Source organism: Streptomyces lasiicapitis (assembly GCF_014646335.1).
Taxonomy (GTDB): Bacteria; Actinomycetota; Actinomycetes; order Streptomycetales; family Streptomycetaceae; genus Streptomyces; species Streptomyces lasiicapitis.
Genome location: NZ_BMNG01000005.1, coordinates 309,543 through 331,122, shown reverse-complemented (window position 1 = coordinate 331,122; position 21,580 = coordinate 309,543). Strand labels below are relative to the sequence as shown.

At 69.8% G+C, this 21,580-nt stretch carries 23 protein-coding genes; 13 read left to right on the top strand and 10 right to left on the bottom strand.

The genetic code is table 11. The features are described from left to right. Positions 1 to 26 precede the first annotated feature (26 nt). Complete coding sequence (locus IEY91_RS13125; RefSeq protein WP_189174072.1) at positions 27 to 290, bottom strand: chaplin; 264 nt, start codon at positions 288 to 290, stop codon at positions 27 to 29. 164 nt (positions 291 to 454) lie between these two features. Here IEY91_RS13125 and IEY91_RS13120 point away from each other — a divergent pair, with 164 nt between their 5' ends. Next, positions 455 to 745 (top strand): hypothetical protein, encoded by a 291-nt coding sequence (locus IEY91_RS13120; protein ID WP_164322888.1) that lies wholly within the window; start codon positions 455 to 457, stop codon positions 743 to 745. A gap of 28 nt (positions 746 to 773) precedes the next feature. Here IEY91_RS13120 and IEY91_RS13115 read toward each other — a convergent pair whose 3' ends face one another. Continuing rightward, positions 774 to 1,502: a M23 family metallopeptidase gene (locus IEY91_RS13115; protein WP_229696920.1), complete on the bottom strand. Its 729-nt coding sequence runs from the start codon at positions 1,500 to 1,502 to the stop codon at positions 774 to 776. A gap of 255 nt (positions 1,503 to 1,757) precedes the next feature. On the opposite strand from IEY91_RS13115, the gene IEY91_RS13110 reads away from it, so the two are divergent. From IEY91_RS13110 to IEY91_RS13095, 4 genes are all read left to right on the top strand, one after another. Next, a complete protein-coding gene (locus IEY91_RS13110) occupies positions 1,758 to 2,318 on the top strand; it encodes a chemotaxis protein CheB (protein ID WP_229696919.1) in 561 nt (186 codons plus the stop codon). Beyond that, positions 2,318 to 4,180 (top strand): CheR family methyltransferase, encoded by a 1,863-nt coding sequence (locus IEY91_RS13105; RefSeq protein WP_189174070.1) that lies wholly within the window; start codon positions 2,318 to 2,320, stop codon positions 4,178 to 4,180. The genes IEY91_RS13110 and IEY91_RS13105 overlap by 1 nt, the downstream gene beginning before the upstream one ends. A gap of 223 nt (positions 4,181 to 4,403) precedes the next feature. After that, complete coding sequence (locus IEY91_RS13100) at positions 4,404 to 5,276, top strand: GAF domain-containing protein (protein WP_189174069.1); 873 nt, start codon at positions 4,404 to 4,406, stop codon at positions 5,274 to 5,276. Then, positions 5,273 to 5,989 carry an ANTAR domain-containing protein gene (locus IEY91_RS13095; protein WP_189174068.1) on the top strand — a complete coding sequence of 239 codons (717 nt, stop codon included), beginning with the start codon at positions 5,273 to 5,275 and terminating at the stop codon, positions 5,987 to 5,989. The genes IEY91_RS13100 and IEY91_RS13095 overlap by 4 nt, the downstream gene beginning before the upstream one ends. Positions 5,990 to 6,196: 207 nt before the next feature. Here IEY91_RS13095 and IEY91_RS13090 read toward each other — a convergent pair whose 3' ends face one another. Next, positions 6,197 to 6,925 (bottom strand): DUF5324 family protein, encoded by a 729-nt coding sequence (locus IEY91_RS13090; protein WP_164322878.1) that lies wholly within the window; start codon positions 6,923 to 6,925, stop codon positions 6,197 to 6,199. A 281-nt stretch (positions 6,926 to 7,206) separates the two neighbouring features. Between IEY91_RS13090 and IEY91_RS13085 the strand changes: the two genes are divergently transcribed. Continuing rightward, positions 7,207 to 7,740 (top strand): peptidylprolyl isomerase, encoded by a 534-nt coding sequence (locus IEY91_RS13085; protein WP_189174067.1) that lies wholly within the window; start codon positions 7,207 to 7,209, stop codon positions 7,738 to 7,740. Positions 7,741 to 7,882: 142 nt separating this feature from the next. Beyond that, positions 7,883 to 8,779 carry a rhomboid family intramembrane serine protease gene (locus IEY91_RS13080; RefSeq protein WP_189174066.1) on the top strand — a complete coding sequence of 299 codons (897 nt, stop codon included), beginning with the start codon at positions 7,883 to 7,885 and terminating at the stop codon, positions 8,777 to 8,779. Positions 8,780 to 9,063: 284 nt separating this feature from the next. Here the strand turns inward: IEY91_RS13080 and crgA are convergent, their stop codons facing one another. Continuing rightward, positions 9,064 to 9,324 (bottom strand): cell division protein CrgA, encoded by a 261-nt coding sequence (gene crgA / locus IEY91_RS13075; RefSeq protein WP_164322872.1) that lies wholly within the window; start codon positions 9,322 to 9,324, stop codon positions 9,064 to 9,066. A gap of 156 nt (positions 9,325 to 9,480) precedes the next feature. Here crgA and IEY91_RS13070 point away from each other — a divergent pair, with 156 nt between their 5' ends. From IEY91_RS13070 to IEY91_RS13045, 6 genes are read left to right on the top strand one after another with little or no spacing between them, the layout of a single operon-like run. Continuing rightward, a complete protein-coding gene (locus IEY91_RS13070) occupies positions 9,481 to 10,251 on the top strand; it encodes a DUF881 domain-containing protein (RefSeq protein WP_164322870.1) in 771 nt (256 codons plus the stop codon). A gap of 43 nt (positions 10,252 to 10,294) precedes the next feature. Next, entirely contained in the window at positions 10,295 to 10,990 is a 696-nt protein-coding gene (locus IEY91_RS13065) for a class E sortase (RefSeq protein WP_189174065.1), read from the top strand. Positions 10,991 to 11,041: 51 nt separating this feature from the next. Further along, entirely contained in the window at positions 11,042 to 11,203 is a 162-nt protein-coding gene (locus tag IEY91_RS13060) for a hypothetical protein (RefSeq protein ID WP_189174064.1), read from the top strand. Beyond that, positions 11,200 to 11,838, top strand: a complete 639-nt coding sequence (locus IEY91_RS13055) for an aminodeoxychorismate/anthranilate synthase component II (RefSeq protein ID WP_164322866.1) — start codon at positions 11,200 to 11,202, stop codon at positions 11,836 to 11,838. Before IEY91_RS13060 ends, IEY91_RS13055 begins: the two co-directional genes overlap by 4 nt. After that, positions 11,835 to 12,962: a class E sortase gene (locus IEY91_RS13050; protein WP_189174063.1), complete on the top strand. Its 1,128-nt coding sequence runs from the start codon at positions 11,835 to 11,837 to the stop codon at positions 12,960 to 12,962. Before IEY91_RS13055 ends, IEY91_RS13050 begins: the two co-directional genes overlap by 4 nt. Before the next feature lie 26 nt (positions 12,963 to 12,988). Beyond that, a complete protein-coding gene (locus IEY91_RS13045; protein ID WP_189174062.1) occupies positions 12,989 to 13,732 on the top strand; it encodes a class E sortase in 744 nt (247 codons plus the stop codon). A gap of 107 nt (positions 13,733 to 13,839) precedes the next feature. Here the strand turns inward: IEY91_RS13045 and pknB are convergent, their stop codons facing one another. The 6 genes from pknB to IEY91_RS41790 form a co-directional block, all read right to left on the bottom strand. Next, the gene (gene pknB, locus IEY91_RS13040; RefSeq protein ID WP_189174061.1) at positions 13,840 to 15,879 is read right to left on the bottom strand and encodes a Stk1 family PASTA domain-containing Ser/Thr kinase; all 2,040 of its coding nucleotides are present in this window, start codon (positions 15,877 to 15,879) and stop codon (positions 13,840 to 13,842) included. A gap of 171 nt (positions 15,880 to 16,050) precedes the next feature. Continuing rightward, positions 16,051 to 17,514 carry a peptidoglycan D,D-transpeptidase FtsI family protein gene (locus tag IEY91_RS13035; RefSeq protein ID WP_164322857.1) on the bottom strand — a complete coding sequence of 488 codons (1,464 nt, stop codon included), beginning with the start codon at positions 17,512 to 17,514 and terminating at the stop codon, positions 16,051 to 16,053. After that, a complete protein-coding gene (locus IEY91_RS13030; RefSeq protein WP_164322855.1) occupies positions 17,511 to 18,938 on the bottom strand; it encodes an FtsW/RodA/SpoVE family cell cycle protein in 1,428 nt (475 codons plus the stop codon). The genes IEY91_RS13035 and IEY91_RS13030 overlap by 4 nt, the downstream gene beginning before the upstream one ends. Before the next feature lie 26 nt (positions 18,939 to 18,964). Continuing rightward, positions 18,965 to 20,629, bottom strand: a complete 1,665-nt coding sequence (locus IEY91_RS13025; protein WP_164322853.1) for a Stp1/IreP family PP2C-type Ser/Thr phosphatase — start codon at positions 20,627 to 20,629, stop codon at positions 18,965 to 18,967. A gap of 83 nt (positions 20,630 to 20,712) precedes the next feature. Further along, the gene (locus tag IEY91_RS13020) at positions 20,713 to 21,228 is read right to left on the bottom strand and encodes an FHA domain-containing protein FhaB/FipA (RefSeq protein ID WP_164322851.1); all 516 of its coding nucleotides are present in this window, start codon (positions 21,226 to 21,228) and stop codon (positions 20,713 to 20,715) included. Between the two features lie 10 nt (positions 21,229 to 21,238). After that, the coding region (locus IEY91_RS41790; protein WP_229696918.1) for an FHA domain-containing protein at positions 21,239 to 21,580 on the bottom strand (342 nt) is incomplete at its 5' end.

Here is a 21,580-nt window from a genome sequence, read left to right as displayed (position 1 = left end):
TGCCGGGGGCTTCGCCTCGCTGCGGGTCAGCTTCCGTAGCCGTGCTGGCCGCCCTTGTTGACGCACTTGTTGCCGAAGGTGGGGTTCAGCAGGCCGACGACGTCGACGGTGTTGCCGCAGACGTTGGCCGCGAGGTTGACGGGGACCTGGATCAGGTTGCCCGAGACCACACCGGGGGAGCCGACGGCCTTGCCGTCCGCGCCGGCGTCCGCCGAGGCCAGGCCGGCGCCGCTGAACACGACGGCACCCGCGCCGAGCGTGACTGCGGCTACCTTCGCGATGCGAGACATCACGTTCTCCTTTGACTGGGGGAATGCGGCCGGGACGACCGCGTTCCTCTAACGCCGCGCGCGGACACGAGGTCACGGCGGGCGGGGCCGCGCGCGGTGGGCTTCCTGAGTGACAGTGCCGTGCGAGCCGTTTCCTCCGCCGCGGCCGGGGCGTTTTCCAGGCCATGACATCAGCACGCCGACTCATGGCCGCCGTCTCGCTCGCCGCCGGTGCCGCGGCGCTGGCCGCGCCCGCCGCTCACGCGTCCACCGATGCTCAGGCGAAGCCCAGCCTCTCGGTCCTGGACACCATCGACGACCTGCAGACGTCCGGCCTGCCCGCCGAACAGCGGCACATGGTGCCGACCGTCGCAGGGCAGCTCGGCGGCATCCACCAGCTCAACAAGCTCAACCAGCTGCACCAGCTCACCGACCTGGCGGCGCCCGTCACGGGCCTGCTGCCCGCCGTCCAGTAGCCCGCGGCGCGCGGCCCGGACCAGTCGGCTACACCAGCCGCACCCCTCGCCTGGCCAGGTAGGAGACGGGGTTGATGTCCGAGCCGTAGCCGCGCCGGGCCCGTATCTCCAGATGGAGGTGCGGGCCCGTGGCACGTCCGGTGGCGCCGCTGTAGCCGATGCGGGCGCCGGTGCGGATGCGCTGCCCCTGGCGCACCGAGATCCGCGAGAGATGCCCGAACACCACGTAGTGCCTGTCCCCCATGCGCACCGTCACCGCCTTGCCGTACGCCCCCGACCAGCGCGCGAGGACCACGACGCCGCTGGTCACGGCGTACACGGGGGTGCCGCTCGGCACGCCGAGGTCGATGCCGGTGTGGTGGCCGGCGGCCCAGTTGCCGCGTACGCCGTAGCGCGAGGTGACGCGGTAGCGGCGGCGCAGCGGCCGGGTGTAGCGGCCCTTGGGGGCCGCGGCCGCGCCGAGTCCGCGGCTGTCCTCCTCGGGGAACATGGCGTCCGCCGCGGCGAGGTCCGCCTCGAACTCCTCGTCGAGGTCCGCGACGCACCAGTCCCCGTGCGCGTCCCGCGCCTCCTCGCCGGTGGCCCAGGCCTCCCGGCCCTGGACCCAGTCGTCCTCGTCCGCCGCGGCGGGTGTGGCCATCGCTCCTGACAGCGCCCCGCCGGCAAGGAAGCCCGCCGCCAGGCCGATCGCGTTCCGTCGGGTGGTGCCCGCTTCGCTGGTGCCCGCTTCGCGCGGGCTGTCTATGCCATAGCCCATAGCTGCAAGGACACCCCCGGCCGTGCGGGTGCGCACGGCCGGTTGGGCCGCATGGGGTACGGCCGGGGGCCCGGGGCGCCGCCCGCCGGGGGAGTCGCCACCCGGTGGGTACGCGCCATCGCGCCCACCTGTGCCTCCGTCGCGCCCACTGCGGCGGCGCCCGCCCGCGCTAGGCTCGACCGTGTGACGGCTCACCAGTCGGCGGATCGGTCGGCAGATGCGAACGCGAAGGGCACGGAGGGCACCTTTTCGGTCGTGGCCGTGGCCGCTTCGGCCGGCGGGGTGTACGGCCTGGGCGTGCTGCTCGGCGGCCTCGGACCCCACCTCTCCGTGCCCGTCCTCCTCGTACAGCATCTGGACCCCCGCCATCGCACGGTCATCGCCGAGGTGCTGTCACGGCGCACCCCGCTGCCCGTGAAGCTCGCGGAGCACGGCGAGTGGGCGCTGCCCGGAACCGTGTACGTCGCGCCGCCCGACCGGCATCTCCTGGTGGGCCAGGACGGCCTCCTTTCGCTGTCCACCAGCGAGCCCGTGAACTTCGTGCGGCCCTCCGCCGACCTGCTGTTCGAGTCGGTGGCGGGCATGTACGGGCCGCAGGCCATCGCCTGCGTCCTGACGGGGACGGGCAGGGACGGCGCGAAGGGCGTCGACGCGGTGAAGGCGCGCGGCGGCACCGTCATCGCGCAGGACCCGCGCTCGGCGGAGTTCACGGGCATGCCCGCGGCAGCCGTGGGTACGGGAGCAGTGGACTTCGTGCTACCCCTGGAGGAGATCGCCGCGTTCGTGCGCGGGCTCGTCGAGGACAAGAGGCAGTGATGGCTGAAGTGCGGGACGCCGAGACGGACGAGGAGCTGGAGGAGCTCCTCCGATTTCTGCGGGACGCCCGGGGCTTCGACTTCACCGGCTACAAGCGCTCCTCGCTCGGCCGCCGCATCCGCAAGCGGATGTCCGACGTCGACATCCAGTCGTACGCGGACTACCGCGACCTCCTGGAGACCAGCGCCGAGGAATTCGGCGCCCTCTTCAACACCATCCTGATCAACGTCACCTCGATCTTCCGCGACCCCGACGCCTGGACGTTCCTGCAGCGCGAGGTCGTCCCCGATCTCCTCGCCGGTCTCGGTCCCGAGGAGGAGATCCGGGTGTGGAGCGCGGGCTGCTCCAGCGGCGAGGAGGCGTACTCCCTCGCGATCATGTTCGCGGAGGCGCTGGGCCTCGACGAGTGCCTGAGGCGCGTCAAGATCTACGGCACTGACGTCGACGAGGAGGCGCTGCGCGAGGCCCGCGCCGCGCTCTACACCGCCAAGGACCTGGAGGCCCTGCCGCCCGAGCTGCGCGAGAAGTACTTCGAGCAGAACGGCGTGCAGTTCGGCTTCCGGCCCGACATGCGGCGCCGGGTCATCTTCGGGCGGCACGACGTGACCCGCGACGCCCCCATCTCGCGGCTGGACCTGCTGGTCTGCCGCAACACGTTGATGTACTTCAACGTCGAGGCGCAGTCCCAGATCATCGACCGCTTCCATTTCGCGCTGCGCGAGCGCGGCTTCCTCTTCCTCGGCAAGGCCGAGATGCTCCTGAACGACGCCGAGCGCTTCGAGGTCGTCAGCATGCGCCAGCGCGTCTTCCGGCGGCAGCCGGGCGACGCCGGGCCGCCCTACCAGCCGGCGCCGCTGAAGATCAGGGCGGGCAGCGGCATGGAGCTGAGATCGGTGGCACGTCACCGGCAGTTGCGCGACCTGATGCTCGACACCCTTCCGCTGGCGGCCATCGCCGTGGACGTCGACGGCACGGTCGTCCTCATCAACAGCCACGCACGGGTGCAGTTCGGGCTCACCGCGAGCGACTGCGGGCGGCTCTTCCAGGACCTGGAGATCTCGTACCGGCCCGTCGAGCTGCGCTCACTGATCGAACAGGTGAAGCACGAGCGCAGGACGCTGCGCGTGAACCGTGTGGAGCGCCGTATGGGCGAGGACATCCAGTACTACGACATCGCGATCCAGCCGCTGTCCGGCACCGACGGCATGCCGTCGGCCACCATCATCACGTTCACCGACGTCACGGCCCTGACCCAACTCAAGGCCGAGGTCAAGCGCGTACGCGAGGACCTGGAGACGGCGTACGAGGAGCTCCAGTCCACCAATGAGGAGCTGGAGACGACCAACGAGGAACTCCAGTCCAGCATCGAGGAGCTGGAGACGACCAACGAGGAACTCCAGTCCACGAACGAGGAGTTGGAGACCACCAACGAGGAACTCCAGTCCGGGAACGAGGAACTGGAGACCATGAACGACGAGATGCGCATCCGCACCGAGGAGCTGGACGAGGCCCGCGCCTTCCTGGAGGGCGTGATGAGCAGCGTCGCGGCGGGCGTGATCGTCCTGGACGCGGACATGAAGGTCAAGAGCTGGAACCGCGGCGCGATCGAGCTGTGGGGGCTGCGCGCCGACGAGGTCATGGACCAGACCTTCTTCGCGCTCGACTTCGGGCTGCCCACCGACGAGCTGCGGCCGATCATCCAGAAGTGCCTCGAAACGGGCAAGCGCACCGAACAGGTCGGGGTGTCGGCCGTGAGCCGCATCGGCCGACCCATCGTGTGCAACATCGTGTGCTCGCCGTTCGACGGGCACAAGGGCGGGGTCGTGTTCCTCATGGATGAGGCGCGGGAGTCCGAGGGCTGATCGCGTCAGGCCACTGCCCGACCGGGGGAGTCTGCGCGTCGGCGTGGTTTCCCTCGTACGGGAGCGGTAGTCCGGGCACCTGCTCCGGTACGGAATCCGGCCGAGATCCGTACGCGGAGCGTCCTGATCCGTCTCCTGGCGGGCCGGATCCTTCCGGCCAATTTGTGGTGAGAAGCCCTGGAACCGCCCACAGGGCCGGAAATCCCGGGCGTAGGCTTCAGACATGACCCCGGGCGACGGCTATGCCGACCAGGCGGCCGCAGCGTGGCAACGCGCAGCGGCGGCGCGGGAGCGCGCGTCGCGTGCCGATGACTCGGCTCGGCGGCACGACGAATGGGCGCGGGAGCCGGGGCGCGAACTGCACGAGGACCTGGCCGCGGCGCTGCGTACGACCGCCGCCTGCCACCGCTCGTCGGCGCAGCTCCAGGAGGGCTTCGCCCGCCGCATGACGCGGTGGGCGCAGGGGCGCGGCGCGCGGCCGCAGTTCATGACCGGAGTCGCGGAGGCGTGCGGCACACCCAGCGCGGCGCTCACCCTCGTCGACTCCGGGCAGGGTCAGCTCGCCGTCGCCGCGTCCGACGAAGTGGCGCGCGCCGCCCAGGAGTTGGAGTTCATCCTGGGCGAGGGCCCGACCAGGGACGCCACCGCGACCGGCCGCACGGTCGTCGCCACCCACATGGTGCTCGAGGAGCGCTGGCCCTGCTGCGGCCCGGCGCTCACCGCGCTCGGTGTCCGTGAGGTGGCCGCCGTACCCCTGTCCACGCCGGACGTCTCGGACGTCTGTCTGGGGGCGCTCGCGGTGTTCGACCCGCGTCCCGGGCTCGTCGGCTCCCAGGCGTTCGCGGAGATCGTCGGGGCGCTGACCCGCACGGTGCTCCTCGACCCCGACGCCGACCCCGAGTTGTACGGCGGGACCGACCACCGGGACGTCGTGCAGCAGGCGGCGGGCATGGTCTCCGTGCACATCGGCAGACGCGTCGACGACGCGCTGGCGCTCGTCAAGGCCCGTGCGTTCTCCCTCGGCATGCCCTTGGAGACGTTCGCGCGGGGAATCGTGTCCGGCGACTTCAGACTCACTCCGGAAGGGCGTTCATGACGACGCCACGGCAACGTCTCGCATCGATCTTCGTGGAACTGTCCGGGGGGAATTCCGGCGCGCCCCTCGACCACCCCGTCCTGCTCACGGCGCTCGCCGTCCGCAGCAGGGAGCTCGTCGGTGCCCGCGCCTGCAGCGTCCTGCTCGCCCCGGCGGGTTCCGAGTCCGGCGAGGTCTACGCGTCCGAGCCGAGGGCCAGGGATCTGGTCCGTGAAGCCTTCAACCGTGGTGAGGGGCCCGGCCCCTACTGCCGCAGGACCGGCAATCCGGTGCCCAGGACCGATCTGCGGAGCCAGGTCGCCCGCCAGCGCTGGCCGCACTATGTGTCGCGTGCCCTCGCCCTCGGCTACACCGAGGTCGCGGCGCGGCCGCTGCGCGGGCGCGACGAGGTCATCGGCGTGCTGGTGCTGTTCGGCAGCGGGGAGGCGCCGCTCACCGAGGAGGCGCTGGTGTTCGGGCAGTCGCTCGCGGACATCGTGGCCATCGCGCTGCTGCGGGACCGCGAACTCGACCGCAGTCGCGTCCTGGCCGGCCAGCTGGAGCACGCGCTGACCAGCCGGCTCACCATCGAACAGGCCAAGGGCGTGCTCGCGGCCCAGCGGTCGCTCTCCATGGACGAGGCGTTCGCGATACTCCGGGGGCACGCGCGGGCTCGGCAGCGGAAGCTGCTGGAGGTGGCGCGGGAGGTGGTGGAGGGGCGGCTCATTCTGTGAGCGAGCTCGTGGGCTGCTCTTTGTGAGCTGCTCCGCGTGGGTTGCTCGTCGTGAGCTGCTCCTCCACTGCTGTCCATGCGCTTGTACGTGTACGTGTGCTCGGCGGGCCGTGCTGTGTGATGTGCCGTTCGGCGGCGTGATGTGCCGTTCGGCGGCCCGTCGCCGTGTTCGTGCGACGGGCCGTGGGGCTCTTGGGGCTCCTGGGGCTCAGCCCCGCTCCTGGCGGCCCTCCGCCTCGGCCTCGGCATCGGCCTGCTTCGCCTGGACCTCCGGGTCCAGGGAGCTCTGGGCGCTGCCGTCGACCGAGGACAGCGGTGCCCGGTCGGGGACCTCCGTCGCGGCGGGCGGCTCGACCAGCCAGTCCGGATTGGCCTGCTTGTCCCACCACTTCCACACGGCGACGGCGCCCGCCGCGAGCACGCCGAGCACGGCGAGGCGCTTGGCGAGGCGCCCGGTGCGGGCGCGGCGTTCGTTCCGGCGGGCCAGCCGCTCGATCTCCCGCGGCGTGACCTGCCCGCGCAGCGCGGCGAGCGCCGCGGCGCCACGGGCGGTGGCCTCCTCGCGGGCCGGGCCCGCCACGGCCACGGCGTGCTCGATGCGCGGCTTGGAGAAGTCGGCGGCCTGCCGGGCGGCCCTGCGGGTGCGGACGGCGGCCTCGTGCGCCGCGTGGTCGACCTTCGGCGGCACATGGCTGCGCGCCTGTTCCACGCGCGGCGCCAAGTGCGTGTCGAACTGCGTACGAGCCTGATCGGCGGCCGTGTGCGCGGCGTGCGACACCTTCGGGGCAAGCCGTACCCGGGCCTCGTGCGCCAGGTGCGTGGCTTTGTCCTTGGCCTCGGCCGCCCTGTCCGCGTACGGGGCCACCACGTCCGCGGCGTGCCGCACGCTTTCCTTCGCCGAGTCGGCCGCGGCGCGCACGCTCTCTTTGCGGGTCACGGGATCCTCCTCCTTGGTGGCGTATAGGTATGTCACCTTTCCACCCTTTCCGGGATCATGCCTGCCGGATGGATCCGGGGCATGCGAGGGCGGGCATCCGGGTCATCGGCCGAGACTCCGTGAACGCGATCAATGCCAGGAACGTGATCAATTCGGTACAAGCGGAGCTTGTCGACGACAATGCCACGGATACGGGCGGCGCGCGCCTACTCGGGAGCTACTCGTCGCAATCCGGTCCGTGCGAGGATCGGGGTGTCACAGAGGACAACGGAAGGCAGATCGTGGCCGAGCAGCTTTACGCCACCCTCAAGACCAACCAAGGCGACATCGAGATCCGGCTGCTGCCGAACCACGCGCCGAAGACGGTCAAGAACTTTGTCGAGCTCGCCCAGGGCGAGCGTGAGTGGGTGCACCCCGCCACCGGCAAGAAGTCCAGCGACAAGCTGTACGACGGCACGGTCTTCCACCGCGTGATCAGCGGCTTCATGATCCAGGGCGGCGACCCGCTCGGCAACGGCACCGGCGGCCCGGGCTACGAGTTCGAGGACGAGTTCCACCCCGACCTGGCCTTCGACAAGCCCTACCTCCTGGCGATGGCCAACGCGGGCCCGGGCACCAACGGCTCGCAGTTCTTCGTCACCGTGTCCCCGACGGCCTGGCTGACGCGCAAGCACACCATCTTCGGCGAGGTCGCGGGCGACGCCGGCAAGAAGGTCGTGGACGCCATCGCGGGCACCCAGACCAACCCGCGCACCGACCGCCCGGTCAACGACGTCGTGATCGAGTCCGTCGTCATCGAGACGCGCGAGGGCTGAGCACCGACGCGAGCTCTCCGGGGGACGGCGCCCGCGCGGCACCTCCCCCGAGGGAACCAAACCGCCCCGCCCATCCGTAGAGGAAGGGCGGGGCGGCGCGTTCACGACGTCCTTCGTAGGTACGGAGAATGAGGGGACCGCAATGGACCAGGCGCCAGGCAGCCCGCAGGAGCCGCGGGACGCGCAGGGCCCGCCCACCTGCTACCGGCATCCGGACCGGGAAACGGGCATCACCTGCACACGCTGCGAGCGGCCGATCTGCCCCGAGTGCATGATCAGCGCCTCGGTCGGCTTCCAGTGCCCCGAGTGCGTCCGGGGCGGCTCGGGCACGGGGCACGCGCCCGCGGCCACGCAGCCGCGCACGCTCGCGGGCGGCACCATCGCCCAGGACCCCCGGCTGTTCACGAAGATCATCCTGGCGATCAACCTGCTGGTGTTCGTCCTGGTGCGGGTGCGGGGCGACAGCCTGCTGAACGACCTGGTGCTGATCGGCCAGTGGCCGCCGCACCCGTTCGTGCCCACCGAGGGCGTCGCGGACGGCCAGACGTATCGCCTGGTCACGTCGATGTTCACGCACCAGGAGATCTGGCACATCGCGTTCAACATGTTGGGTCTGTGGTGGCTCGGCGGTCCGCTGGAGGCGGCGCTCGGCCGCGCCCGTTATCTGGCGCTCTATCTGCTTTCGGGCCTCGGCGGCAGCGCCCTGACCTATCTGGTCTCGGACGCGAACGAGGCCTCGCTCGGCGCCTCCGGCGCGATCTTCGGCCTGCTCGGCGCGACGGCGGTCCTGATGCGCCGCCTGAACTACGACATGCGCCCGGTCATCGCGCTCCTCGCGCTGAACCTGCTCTTCACCTTCACCTGGAGCGGCATCGCCTGGCAGGCCCACGTCGGCGGCCTGGTCGCCGGTGTCGCCATCGCTTACGGCATGGTGCACGCCCCGCGCGAGCGCCGCGCCCTGATCCAGTGGGGCACGTGCGCGGTGGTGTTCGCGGTGATCGTGGTGGTCGTGGTGCTGCGGACGGCCCAGCTCAACTGACGTACGCGGACCGGCGCGCGCACCCTCGTTGTCCACAGTCTGTGCCCGATCTTGTGCACGAAGTGGGGAACGGGTGTTCCTCGCGTCGCCGGTCCGGGTTTTCCCAGGCGGGACAAGGGGTGTGTACGCCGGTGCCGGTAACGGGACCAGTCACACCGGCGTCAACCTCCGGAGAGTTATCCACAGATCTTCAGACCTTTCCCCAGGTCTGTGGATGGCAGTGCTCGCGCTGTGGATAACTCAGGCCAGCGCTTGCGGAGCGGGGCCTCCGGTGAGCGGAACCTTTACTTCCACTGAGTGGAGACGCCGAAGCCGGCCGCGATGAACGCGAAGCCGACGACGATGTTCCAGTCGCCCAGCGGGTCGACCGGCAGCTTCGCGTCCGTGACGTAGTAGAGGACGATCCAGGCCAGACCGATGACGAACAGCGCCAGCATGACCGGGGCCACCCAGCTCCGGTTCGTCAGCTTGATCGTGGTCGCCTTCTTCGACGAGGGCGGCGTGTAGTCGTCTGCTGCCTTCTTGCGGATACGTGACTTCGGCACGAGGGTCTCTCCTGTCGATGCGCTGCGTGGCCGCGCAGGGAACGGGGTGTGGCGTGAGGCGCCGGGGCCGGAACTACGGCACTACGGTGGGCGAAGTCCTCCCCCGGGCGTCCGTTAGCGTAGTGCTTCCGCGGCGGTGAAGGAGATAAGGGTACGTTGAGCAATTCTGCCGACTTCCCGGGAGGGCAGGGCCGGGGCCCCCGCTGGCGGCCGGTGCGGCTGCTCACGATCGCCGTCTTCGCCCTCGCCGGCCTCATCTTCGTCACCAGTTTCAACACGGCCAAGGGCACCAACATCCGCACCGACGCCTCCCTCCTCAAGCTGTCCGACCTCATCCAGGAACGCAGCCGCGACAACAAGGACCTCGAGGAGTCCAACGGCTCCCTGCGCGGCGACGTCGACTCCCTGGCCAAGCGCGACAGCCCCACCAGCAAGGCCGACGACGCCCGCCTGCGCGCCCTGGAGAAGAACGCGGGCACCAAGAAGCTCGAGGGCGACGCCGTCACGGTCACCCTCGCCGACGCCCCGCCCGACGCCACCGCCAAGCTCCCCGGCTACCCCGAGCCCCAGCCCAACGACCTGGTCATCCACCAGCAGGACCTCCAGGCCGTGGTGAACGCGCTCTGGCAGGGCGGCGCCAAGGGCATCAAGGTCATGGACCAGCGCCTGATCTCCACCAGCGCCGTGCGCTGCGTCGGCAACACCCTGATCCTCCAGGGCCGGGTCTACTCACCGCCGTACAAGGTCACCGCCGTCGGCGCCCCGGACAAGCTCAGGAAGGCCCTCGCGGCCTCCCCGGAGATCCAGAACTACATGCTGTACGTCAACGCCTACGGGCTCGGCTGGAAAGTCGACGACGACGGGGCGGTGACTCTTCCCGGCTACTCGGGCACAGTGGATCTCCATTACGCGAAGCCCGTGGAGTAGCCGAGCCGGTGCAGCCTGACGCCGGCAGCCGCTGGGGGAGCTTGTGTCGGTACGAGTGGTCGTCCGGACGTTCAGCGAACTCTGCATCACCGTCGGCACGGTGATCGTGCTCTTTGTCGTGTACGTCCTGTTCTGGACCGGCGTGAAGGCCGACCGTGCGATGGACAGCCAGATCGACCAGCTGCACGACCAGTGGGCGCGGGGATCGGTCGCAGCCCGCACCGACGACAGGTCGCCCGATGCCGCGCCGCCGAAGCCCGCCCCGTACCGGGACGGAAAGCCCTTCGCCGTCATGTACGTCCCCCGCTTTGGTTTCACGTGGAACAAGCCCGTGCTCCAGGGCACCGCCACCGGCACCCTCAAGAAGGGCCTCGGCCACTACGCGGGCACGGCCCAGCTCGGCCAGAAGGGCAACTTCGCGGTGGCCGGCCACCGCCGCACCTACGGCGACCCCTTCAAGGACTTCCCCGAGCTGCGCCCGGGCGACGCCGTCGTGCTGACCGACGGCGCGACCTGGTTCACGTACCGCATCGACAAGAAGCCGTACCGGACCCTGCCCGGGGACATCGGCGTCATCGACCCCGTGCCGCGCAAGTCCGGCTACCGCGAGCCCGGCCGCTATCTCACCCTCACCACCTGCGAACCCGAGTGGGGCCACAGCCACCGCCTGATCGCCTGGGCCCACCTCGATGCCACTCAGCCGGTGGAGCAAGGGAAACCCGAGGCACTGCGCCGTTAGTCTGGTGCTCTACGGCGACGCCCTGTGGCGCCTGACGACGGAAGGGACGGCATGTACGGCTGGATCTGGCGGCATCTGCCCGGGAACGCGTGGGTGAAGGCGCTGCTCTCGCTGCTGCTCGTCCTCATGGTCGTCTATGTGCTGTTCCAGTACGTGTTCCCCTGGGCGGAGCCGCTGCTGCCCTTCAACGATGTGACGGTGGACGGCCAATGAGCGCCCGCATTCTTGTCGTCGACAACTACGACAGCTTCGTCTTCAACCTCGTGCAGTACCTGTACCAGCTCGGTGCCGAGTGCGAGGTCCTGCGCAACGACGAGGTCGAGCTCCGGCACGCCCAGGACGGCTTCGACGGCGTGCTCCTCTCGCCGGGGCCCGGCACCCCCGAACAGGCCGGTGTGTGCGTCGACATGGTCCGCCACTGCGCCGCGACCGGCGTGCCCGTCTTCGGCGTCTGCCTGGGCATGCAGTCCATGGCGGTGGCGTACGGCGGCGTGGTGGACCGGGCGCCGGAGCTGCTGCACGGCAAGACCTCGCCGGTCACGCACGAGGGCAAGGGCGTCTTCGCGGGCCTGCCCTCGCCGTTCATCGCCACCCGCTACCACTCGCTCGCCGCCGAGCCCGCCACGGTCCCGGCCGAGCTCGAAGTGACCGCGCGCACGGCCGACGGCATCATCATGGGTCTGCGCCACCGTGAACTGCCCGTCGAGGGCGTCCAGTTCCACCCCGAGTCGGTGCTCACCGAGCACGGCCACCTCATGCTCGCCAACTGGCTGGTGGAGTGCGGGGACACCGGGGCCGTCGCCCGGTCGAGCGGGCTTGCCCCGGTGGTGGGCAGGGCCACGGCGTGACCGTGCACGGTGGCGGGGACGCCGCCGCGCCGGGGGAGCATCCGTCGCCGTGGTTCCGGAGCGGGTCGGCTCCGCCGGGTGGGGAGGTCCCGGATTCCCCGGCCCCGTACACGGCGGATTCCCCGGAGACGTACACGGCGGATTCCCCGGACACGTACACGGCGGCGTACGAAGCGCCACGCGACGACGAGACCATCGGTCTGCGTACGGCTGACACGCGGCGAATAGCCGGCGCCGGTGTCGGGGAGCCGGAGGCGGACGTGGGTGCCGTCGTCCCCGGCGGGCGGGCCGCTCGTCGCAAGGCGGCCGCCGCCAAGCACAGGGGGCGCCGGGGCGCGAAGCCCGCGGCCTCCGGAGCCACCGCGTCCGGGTCGGCCACCGCCACGCCTCCCGCCGCGGGGGAGCGCCCCCTCACCCGCCTCGAAGCCCGCCGCGCCGAACGCGCCGCCAAGCCGGGACCGGCCACCGTGGCCAGCCGCGCCATCGGCGAACTCTTCATCACCATCGGCGTACTGATGCTCCTCTTCGTCACGTACCAGCTCTGGTGGACGAACATAAGGGCCCAGCAGCAGGCGGACGCCGAGGCCCGCAAGCTCCAGGAGAACTGGGCGAAGGGCAAGGGCAAGCCGGGCAGCTTCGAGCCAGGACAGGGCTTCGCCCTGCTGCACATCCCGAAGCTGGACGTCGTCACACCGGTCGCCGAGGGCATCGACAAGCAGAAGGTCCTCGACCGGGGCATGGTCGGCCACTACAACAAGGGCAGCACCAAGACTCCGATGCCGGAGGCGAATCCGGGGAACTTCGCGGTCGCGGGGCACCGGAACACGCACGGCGAGCCGTTCCGCTACATCAACCGCCTCGAACCGGGCGATCCGATCGTCGTCGAGACGCAGGACCGGTACTTCGTCTACAAGATGGCGAGCATCCTGCCGCAGACCGGCCCGGACAACACGAAGGTGCTCAACGCGGTGCCGCCCGGCTCCGGCTTCACGAAACCCGGCCGCTACATCACACTGACCACCTGTACCCCCGAGTTCACGAGTAAGTACCGAATGATCGTGTGGGGCAAGATGGTCGAGGACCGGCCACGCGCCAAGGGAAAGCCACCCGCGTTGGTCGACTAGAAGCTGAGACGGACGGGGCAGACGCAGTGGCAGCCACCACCGAAGAGGACGAGCAGGAGCGGACCGAGGAGTCCGCGCCGAAGCCCGCGCCGCGGCAGCGCGGCCGCGGCCGCATCGCCATGGCCGTCAGCGTCTTCGGCGAACTCCTCATCACCGCGGGCCTGGTCCTCGGCCTGTTCGTCGTCTACTCCCTGTGGTGGACGAACGTGATAGCGGACCGCGAGGCCAAGAAGCAGGGCAACCGCGTCCGCGACCACTGGGAGGCCAAGGGCCCCGGCGCCCTCAACACCAAGGACGGCATCGGCTTCCTGCACGTACCGTCGATGAGCGGCGGCGAGATCCTGGTCACCAAGGGCACCAATACCAAGACCCTCAACCACGGCGTCGCCGGCTACTACACGGACCCCATCAAGTCCGCCCTGCCGCAGGACGAGAAGGGCAACTTCACCCTGGCCGCCCACCGCGACGGCCACGGCGCGAAGTTCCACAAGATCGACAAGATCGACGAGGGCGACCCGATCGTCTTCGAGTCCCGCGACAAGTGGTACGTCTACAAGGTCTACAAAACCCTCCCCGAGACCTCGAAGTACAACGTCCGCGTCCTGGACCCCGTCCCCAAGGAATCGGGCGCGAAGCACGCGGACCGCTACATCACGCTCACCACGTGCACGCCGGTCTTCACGTCCAAGTACCGGTACGTGGTGTGGGGGAAGCTGGAGCGGGTCGAGAAGGTGGACAATGAGCGGACGCCGCCGCCCGAGCTGGATTAGCCGCTGGGTGGACTGGCCCGCTGGGCCGGACTGATCGTTGACGTACGAGGGCCCCGGCACCATCAGGTGCCGGGGCCCTCGTACGTCAGGTGTCGCGCCGCGGGTGGTCAGTCCCGCTCGTGGCGGCCGCCGAAGCCGGTGGCGCCCTCGATGAAGCCGCCTCCGCCGTTGTCACCACCGCCCTGGTCGCCGCCGCCGGGGGTGCCGCCGCCGGTGGTCACCAGGTTGACCGTGGAGCCGGTCTTGACCTGCTGGCCGCCGGGCGGGTCGGACAGGACCACCGTGGCGTCGTCGTCCTGCGGGCCCGTGATGTTGCCGACCGTCAGGTCCGCGTCCTCGATCGCGTCACGGGCGTCGGAGAGCTTCTGGCCCCCGAGGGCCGGAACCGCCACGTTCTCCGGCTCCTCCTCGGCCTTCTTCTTGGCGACCTGGACGGTCACCGTCGAGTCCGGGTCGACCTGGGTGTTGGCCGTCGGCGAGGTCTGGATGACCTTGCCCTCCTCGACGCTGTCGCTCTCGACGTCCGAGCGCTGAGCGGTGAGGCCGCTGGCCTCGATCTGCTTCTTGGCGGCTTCCCAGGTCTGACCGGAGACGTCGGGAACAGTGATCTTCTGCTGCTCCTTGGCGACGTAAAGGGTGATCTTGCTGCCCTTCTGCCGCTCGGTGCCGGAGGTCGGATCCTGTTCGAGGACCTCGCCCGGAGTCTCGGTGGAAATCCGCTGCTTGGTCACTACCTTGAACTGGTACTTGTCGCCCTCGAGCTTCTCCGTGGCCTCGTCGACGTCCGTGCCGATGACACTCGGCACGGCGACCTTCGGCGCACCGGTCGACACGACCACATTGATCGTGTCGCCCTTCTCGGCCTCCGCGTCCGCGCCGGGGTCCTGCGAGCAGATCTCCCCCTTGGGGTACTCCTCGCAGGGCTTGCGCTCGGAGACCTTGAGCGTCAGGTCGACGTTCTTCGCGTTGGTCTCGGCATCGGTCAGCTTCTTGCCGACGAAGTTGGGCACCGTGACGCTGTCGTTGTTGCCGGAGCTCCCGGTGAACGCCCACTTCCCGATGAGGATCGCGCCCACCAGGACCAGGATGCCCGCGAGGACGAGCAGGATCGTCGACGTGTTGCTCTTCTTCTGGCGGCCGCGCCGCGACCCGTCGTCGTAGCCGCCGTCGTCGGGGTTGACCGGCGGCATCATGGACGTCTGGCCGTGGCCGGGGCCGCCGTTCTGCGGGCGGAGCATGGCCGTGGCCTGGTCGTCGGGGTGGCCGCCGTAGCCGACCGCGCCCATGGCGGCGGTGGCCGCGACGGGCTGGCCGTCGAGGCAGGCCTCGATGTCGGCGCGCATCTCGTCGGCCGACTGGTAGCGGTAGTCCGGGTCCTTGGTGAGCGCCTTGAGGACGATCGCGTCCATCTCGGGCGTGATCTCGGCGTCGAAGACGCTGGGGGCCTGGGGCTCCTCGCGGACGTGCTGGTACGCCACCGCGACCGGGGAGTCGCCGACGAACGGCGGCCGCACGGTCAGCAGCTCGTAGAGCAGACAGCCGGTCGAATAGAGGTCGGAGCGCGCGTCGACCTGCTCGCCCTTGGCCTGCTCGGGCGAGAGGTACTGCGCCGTGCCGATGACCGCTGCGGTCTGCGTCATGGTCATGCCGGACTCGCCCATCGCGCGGGCGATGCCGAAGTCCATGACCTTGACCTGGCCGTTGCGCGTCAGCATGACGTTCGCGGGCTTGATGTCGCGGTGCACGATCTGGGCGCGGTGCGAGTACTCCAGGGCCTGGAGGATGCCGACGGTCATCTCCATGGCCCGCTCGGGCAGCAGCTTGCGCCCGGAGTGCAGCAGCTCACGCAGCGTGGAGCCGTCGACGTACTCCATCACGATGTACGGGATGGAGATGTTGTCTACGTAGTCCTCGCCGGTGTCGTAGACCGCGACGATCGCCGGGTGGTTGAGCGAGGCGGCCGACTGGGCCTCACGGCGGAACCGGGCCTGGAACGACGGGTCGCGGGCGAGGTCGACTCGCAGCGTCTTCACCGCCACGGTCCGGCCGAGACGGGTGTCGTGCGCGAGGTAGACCTCCGCCATCCCGCCGCGGCCGAGCACCTGGCCCAGCTCGTACCGGCCGCCGAGGCGACGCGGCTCTTCCATAGCTATTCCAGCCCTCTCCGTCGGTCCCCGACCGCACCGTGTTGCGCGGTCCGGCGGTGTGCTGTCCGGGCATACCGTACCCGGCTCGCCTGACGTGACCCGGCCGCAACCGTCACCCGATACAGGACCGGTATCGCAACGTGCACCGATGTGAAGGGGCCGTGACAGGGGTCACTTCTTGCTGTCGAGAACCGCCTTCATCACGTCCTTCGCGATCGGCGCCGCCAGACCGCCACCGGAGATCTCGCCACGGGCGGCATCGCTGTCCTCGACGACGACGGCCACGGCGACCGGGGAACCCGAGTCGGTCTTGGCGTAGCTGATGAACCACGCGTACGGGTTCTTGCTGTTGTTGAGGCCGTGCTGCGCGGTACCGGTCTTGCCGCCCACTGTGACGCCCGGGATCTTGGCGGCGGTTCCCGTGCCCTCGTTGACCACGGTCTGCATCATGTCCTGGAGCTTCTGCGCGTTCTCCTTGGACAGGGGCTCGCTCATCTCCTTGGGCGAGTGCTTCTCGATCACGTCGAGGTTCGGCGCCTGGAGCTCCTTGACCATGTACGGCTCCATCAGCGTGCCGTCGTTGGCGATCGCGGAGGTGACCATGGCCATCTGCAGCGGCGTCGTGGCGGTCTCGAACTGGCCGATGGAGGACAGCGCGGTCTGCGGCCGGTCCATCTCCTTGGGGAAGACGGAGGCGTTGGAACGGACCGGGACGAACTGCTCCTCGTTGAAGCCGAACTTCTCGGCCGTCTCCAGCATCTTGTCCTTGCCGAGGTCCGAGCCGATCTTGCCGAAGACGGTGTTGCAGGACACCCGCAGCGCCTCACGCAGCGTGGCGTTCTTGCAGGGGATGTTCCCCTCGTTCTTCAGCGGCGTGGTGGTGTCCGGCATCGTCCACGGCAGCGGCGACTTCGTCTTGTCGTCTATGTCCGTGTACAGGCCGTGCTCCATCGCCGCCGCGGCCGTGACCACCTTGAAGGTGGAGCCGGGCGGGTAGGTCTCGCGCAGCGCGCGGTTCAGCATCGGCTTGTCGCGGTCCTTGTCCAGCTTCCCGAAGGTCTCGGCATCCTTGTTGAGGTTGCCGGCGAAGCTGGAGGGGTCGTACGAAGGCGTCGAGGCGAGCGCCAGGATCGCGCCCGTCGACGGGTCAAGGGCGACCACGGAGCCCTTGCCGAGGCCCTTCAGGCCGTTGTACGCGGCCTTCTGGGCGTCGGCGTTGAGGGTCGTGACGACATTGCCGCCCTCCTTCTTCTTGCCGGTCAGCATGTCGAGGCTGCGGCGGAAGAAGAGCCGGTCGTCGTTGCCGGTGAGGATGCCGTCCTCGATGGACTCGATCTGGTTGGCGCCGATGCGCTGCGAGGCGAAGCCCGTCACCGGGGACCACATGGCCCCGTTCTTGTACGTGCGCTTGTACTTGAAGTCGCCGACGTCGACCTTCTTGGAGCCGGTGATGGCCTTGCCGTCGACGATGATGTCGCCGCGCGGCTGGGCGTACCGCTCGATGGACACGCGGCGGTTCATGTCGTGCTTGGCGAGGTCGTCGGCCTGGACGTACTGCAGCCAGTTGTCGCGGATGAGCAGGGCGACGACGAGCAGCCCGCAGAAGATCGCGATGCGGCGTAGGGGCTTGTTCACGGCCGTACCACCTGGGTCATCTCGGCGTCGGGGTTCGGAGCGGGCGAGGGCGCCGGGCGGCGCGCGGTGTCGCTGATGCGCAGCAGGACGCCGATCAGCGCCCAGTTGGCGATCACCGAGGAACCGCCGTACGCCACGAACGGCATGGTCATACCGGTCAGCGGGATCAGGCCCATGACGCCGCCCGCGACGACGAAGACCTGGATCGCGAACGCGCCGGACAGGCCGACCGCGAGGAGCTTGCCGAACGGGTCGCGGGCCGCGAGCGCCGTGCGCACACCGCGCTCCACGATCAGGCCGTAGATCAGCAGGAGCGCCATGATTCCGGCCAGGCCCAGCTCCTCGCCGTACGTGGCGAGGATGAAGTCGGAGTTGGCGGCGAAGCCGATGAGGTCGGAGTTGCCCTGGCCGAGGCCGGTGCCCAGGGTGCCGCCGGAGCCGAACGCCATCAGCGACTGCGCGATCTGGTCGGTGCCGGTCTCCGCGATGACGGTCTTGTTGAACGGGTCCAGCCAGGCATCCACACGCACCTTCACGTGCGGCTCGAACGAGGCGACGCTGACGGCGCCCACGGCCGACATCAGCAGACCGAACACGATCCAGCTGGTGCGCTCCGTGGCGACGTACAGCATCACGACGAACATGCCGAAGAACAGCAGCGACGTACCGAGGTCGGTCTCGAAGACCAGGATCAGGATGGACATCGCCCAGACGGCGACGATCGGGCCGAGGTCACGGCCACGCGGCAGGTACAGGCCCATGAAGCGGCGGCTGGCGAGCGCGAGCGCGTCCCGCTTCACCATCAGATAGCCGGCGAAGAACACCGCGATGACGATCTTCGCGAACTCGGCGGGCTGGATGGAGAAGCTGCCGACCTGGATCCAGATCTTGGCGCCGTAGATGTTCTTGCCGAGGCCCGGCACGAGGGGCAGCAGCAGCAGGCCGATCGCGCCCACCATCGAGATGTACGTGTACCGCTGCAGGACGCGGTGGTCCTTGAGCAGGAGCATGACCGCGACGAACAGCGCTATGCCGACCGCCGTGTACAGCAGTTGCTTGGGCGCGGACGGGCTGAACGCTCCGAAGGAGGCCTTGGCCAGACCTTGCAGCCGCTCCGACTGGTCGAGCCGCCAGATGACCACCAGACCCAGGCCGTTGAGCAGCGTGGCGAGGGGGAGCAGCAGCGGATCCGCGTACGGCGCGAACTTGCGCACCACCAGGTGCGCGACGCCCGCGAGCAGACCGAGGCCCAGGCCGTAGCCGAGCATGCCGGGTGGCAGCTCGCCGGAGATGGCCAGGCCCACGTTCATATAGGCGAACAGCGGGATGACGACGGCGAACGCCAGGAGCGCGAGCTCGGTGTTGCGCCGGCTCGGCGCACCGATGGCGCCGATCGTCGAGGTGTGTGTAGTGCTACTGCTCATGGCGTGCAAGGGCCCCCAACGGCTGCTTACTGCTTACCGCACTGCGGGACCAGATCCTTCTCCTGCTCGGAGAGGCTGGGGCCGGGTGTGGGAGTCGGTGCGGTGGTGGACTCGGACTTTTCGTCCTTGGCGTTCTTCGCGGTCGCTTGCGTCGCGGCCTTGTCGGTCGCGTTCTTGTCGCTCTTGTTGCCGGCGTTGCGGAAGTCCGGCTTCGAGGTGTCGCCGGGGCCGGGCTCGCCGGTCTGGCCGCCCGCCTCGCCCTCGCCGGGCTTGGCGTTGTTGTCGTTCTTCTCGCGGTTCTCGCGGTTCTCCCGCTCGATCTTGCGGCGCTCGGCGTCCTTCTTGCACGCCGATGCCTGCAGACCCAGTTCGTCGATCTTCTTCCGGGCGTCCTCGAGGTTGCCCTCGGAGATCGTCGACTCGACCTGCTTGCGCTGGTACGGCGGCAGGTACTTGAGTTCGATCTCGGGGTGGTCCTTCTCGACCTTCGACAGGCTCACCCACGCGAGGTCCTGGTCGATGCCGCGGTAGAGCGCGACGTGCTCGTCCTTGGTGCCCACGTAGTACTGCGTCTGGGTCCAGCGGTAGCCGCCGTAGAGGCCGCCGCCGAGGACGGCAAGCGCGAGGGCCGTGTACAGCGATCTCTTCAGCCACTTGCGGCCGCCGCCGGGCTTCACGAAGTCCTCGTCGCCATATGCCCCGAAGGAGCCGCTCTCCGGGGCATAGCCCGGGGTGCTGTCGCCGCTTCCGGGCGGGCCGAAGCCGCCTCCGGAGGGGCTGGGGGGCGTCTGGCGGCCGAGGCCGGAGGCGCGGCCCGCGGGCGTCTGCATGGCGCCGTCGTCGTTCGCCTGGAGCTGGTTCTCGGCGACCGCGCCGACGACCACGGGGGTGTCGGAGAGCTGGCCCGCGAGGGTGTCGCCGGTGTCGATGTCCAGGACGTCGGCGACGATCACCGTGATGTTGTCGGGGCCGCCGCCGCGCAGCGCGAGCTGGATGAGCTCCTGCACGGTCTCCTGGGGGCCCTGGTAGCTGGCGAGCGTGTCCTCCATCGTCTGGTGGGACACGACGCCGGACAGGCCGTCGGAACAGATCAAGTACCGGTCGCCCGCGCGGACTTCACGGATCGACAGATCCGGCTCCACGTGGTCCCCGCTGCCGAGCGCGCGCATCAGGAGCGAGCGCTGCGGATGCGTCGTCGCCTCCTCCTCGGTGATGCGGCCCTCGTCGACGAGCCGCTGCACCCAGGTGTGGTCCTGCGTGATCTGCGTCAGCACGCCGTCGCGCAGCAGGTACGCGCGCGAGTCGCCGACGTGTACGAGACCGAGGCGCTGGCCCGTCCACAGCAGGGCCGTGAGCGTCGTGCCCATGCCCTCGAGCTGCGGGTCCTCCTCGACCATCAGCCGGAGCTGGTCGTTGGCCCGCTGCACGGCCGTGCCGAGCGACGTGAGGATGTCCGAGCCGGGGACGTCGTCGTCGAGCGTGACGAGCGTCGAGATCACCTCGGAGCTGGCGACCTCGCCCGCGGCCTGGCCCCCCATGCCGTCGGCGATGGCGAGGAGACGCGGACCCGCGTAGCCGGAGTCCTCGTTCCCCTCCCGGATCATGCCTTTGTGCGATCCGGCGGCGAAGCGCAGTGACAGACTCATGCGCACCTCGCCCGTCGGCTCCGGGTACATCCGCACGGTGCCCACCCTCCGGTCGGGAGCGCGCTGGCGTCCAGGTCCTGGACCGCGTCGGCTCGCTCGCTCCGCTCGCGCTCATTCATGATGTAGCACTACTTCCGCAGCTCGATGACGGTCTTGCCGATGCGGATCGGCGCGCCCAGCGGAACGGGCGTCGGGGTGGTCAGGCGGGTCCGGTCGAGATACGTGCCGTTCGTGGACCCGAGATCCTCGACGATCCACTGGCCGTCACGGTCCGGGTAGATCCTGGCATGCCTGCTGGAGGCGTAGTCGTCGTCCAGGACGATGGTCGAATCGTGCGCCCGGCCCAGCGAGATGGTCTGCCCCTGGAGGGCGACCGTCGTGCCCGCGAGGATGCCCTCGGAGACGACCAGCTTGGTGGGGGCGCCGCGGCGCTGGCGGCCCCCGCTCTGCTGGCGCTGCGGCGGTGGTGCGGCCTGCTGCTGCTGGCGGGCCGCCTGCTGGCGGCCGCCCTCACGGCGCGATCCGCGCTGAGTGACACGCGTACCGAACAGGTCGCTGCGGATGACCTGGACGGCCACGATCACGAACAGCCACAGAACGGCCAGGAAACCCAGCCGCATGACCGTCAGGGTCAGCTCTGACATTGCCCCCGCTTCACCCTTCGGCTTGCCGGTAAATGATGGTGGTGCTGCCCACGACGATCCGCGAGCCGTCGCGGAGCGTAGCGCGGGTGGTGTGCTGCCCGTCTACCACGATGCCGTTGGTAGACCCGAGATCCTGGATCGTCGAGGGCGTTCCGGTCCGGATCTCACAGTGCCGGCGGGATACGCCGGGGTCGTCGATCCGCACATCGGCGTCGGTGCTGCGGCCCAGCACCAGCGTCGGGCGGGAGATCTGATGGCGATTGCCGTTGATCTCGATCCAGCGCCGCACCTGCGCGCCCGGAACGGGGCCGGCTCCCGGCCCCTGCGGCCGGCCCGGCGCCGCTGCGGCGCC

Bases quoted from the DNA above. Each gene is read 5' to 3' on its own strand.
- IEY91_RS13055 (WP_164322866.1), top strand. From the start codon at position 11,200: ATGAGCGCCCGCATTCTTGTCGTCGACAACTACGACAGCTTCGTCTTC.
- IEY91_RS13020 (WP_164322851.1), bottom strand. From the start codon at position 21,228: ATGTCAGAGCTGACCCTGACGGTCATGCGGCTGGGTTTCCTGGCCGTT.
- pknB (WP_189174061.1), bottom strand. From the start codon at position 15,879: ATGGAAGAGCCGCGTCGCCTCGGCGGCCGGTACGAGCTGGGCCAGGTG.
- IEY91_RS13125 (WP_189174072.1), bottom strand. From the start codon at position 290: ATGTCTCGCATCGCGAAGGTAGCCGCAGTCACGCTCGGCGCGGGTGCC.
- IEY91_RS13030 (WP_164322855.1), bottom strand. From the start codon at position 18,938: ATGAGCAGTAGCACTACACACACCTCGACGATCGGCGCCATCGGTGCG.
- IEY91_RS13060 (WP_189174064.1), top strand. From the start codon at position 11,042: ATGTACGGCTGGATCTGGCGGCATCTGCCCGGGAACGCGTGGGTGAAG.
- IEY91_RS13100 (WP_189174069.1), top strand. From the start codon at position 4,404: ATGACCCCGGGCGACGGCTATGCCGACCAGGCGGCCGCAGCGTGGCAA.
- IEY91_RS13080 (WP_189174066.1), top strand. From the start codon at position 7,883: ATGGACCAGGCGCCAGGCAGCCCGCAGGAGCCGCGGGACGCGCAGGGC.
- IEY91_RS13115 (WP_229696920.1), bottom strand. From the start codon at position 1,502: ATGGGCTATGGCATAGACAGCCCGCGCGAAGCGGGCACCAGCGAAGCG.
- IEY91_RS13105 (WP_189174070.1), top strand. From the start codon at position 2,318: ATGGCTGAAGTGCGGGACGCCGAGACGGACGAGGAGCTGGAGGAGCTC.
- IEY91_RS13120 (WP_164322888.1), top strand. From the start codon at position 455: ATGACATCAGCACGCCGACTCATGGCCGCCGTCTCGCTCGCCGCCGGT.
- IEY91_RS13095 (WP_189174068.1), top strand. From the start codon at position 5,273: ATGACGACGCCACGGCAACGTCTCGCATCGATCTTCGTGGAACTGTCC.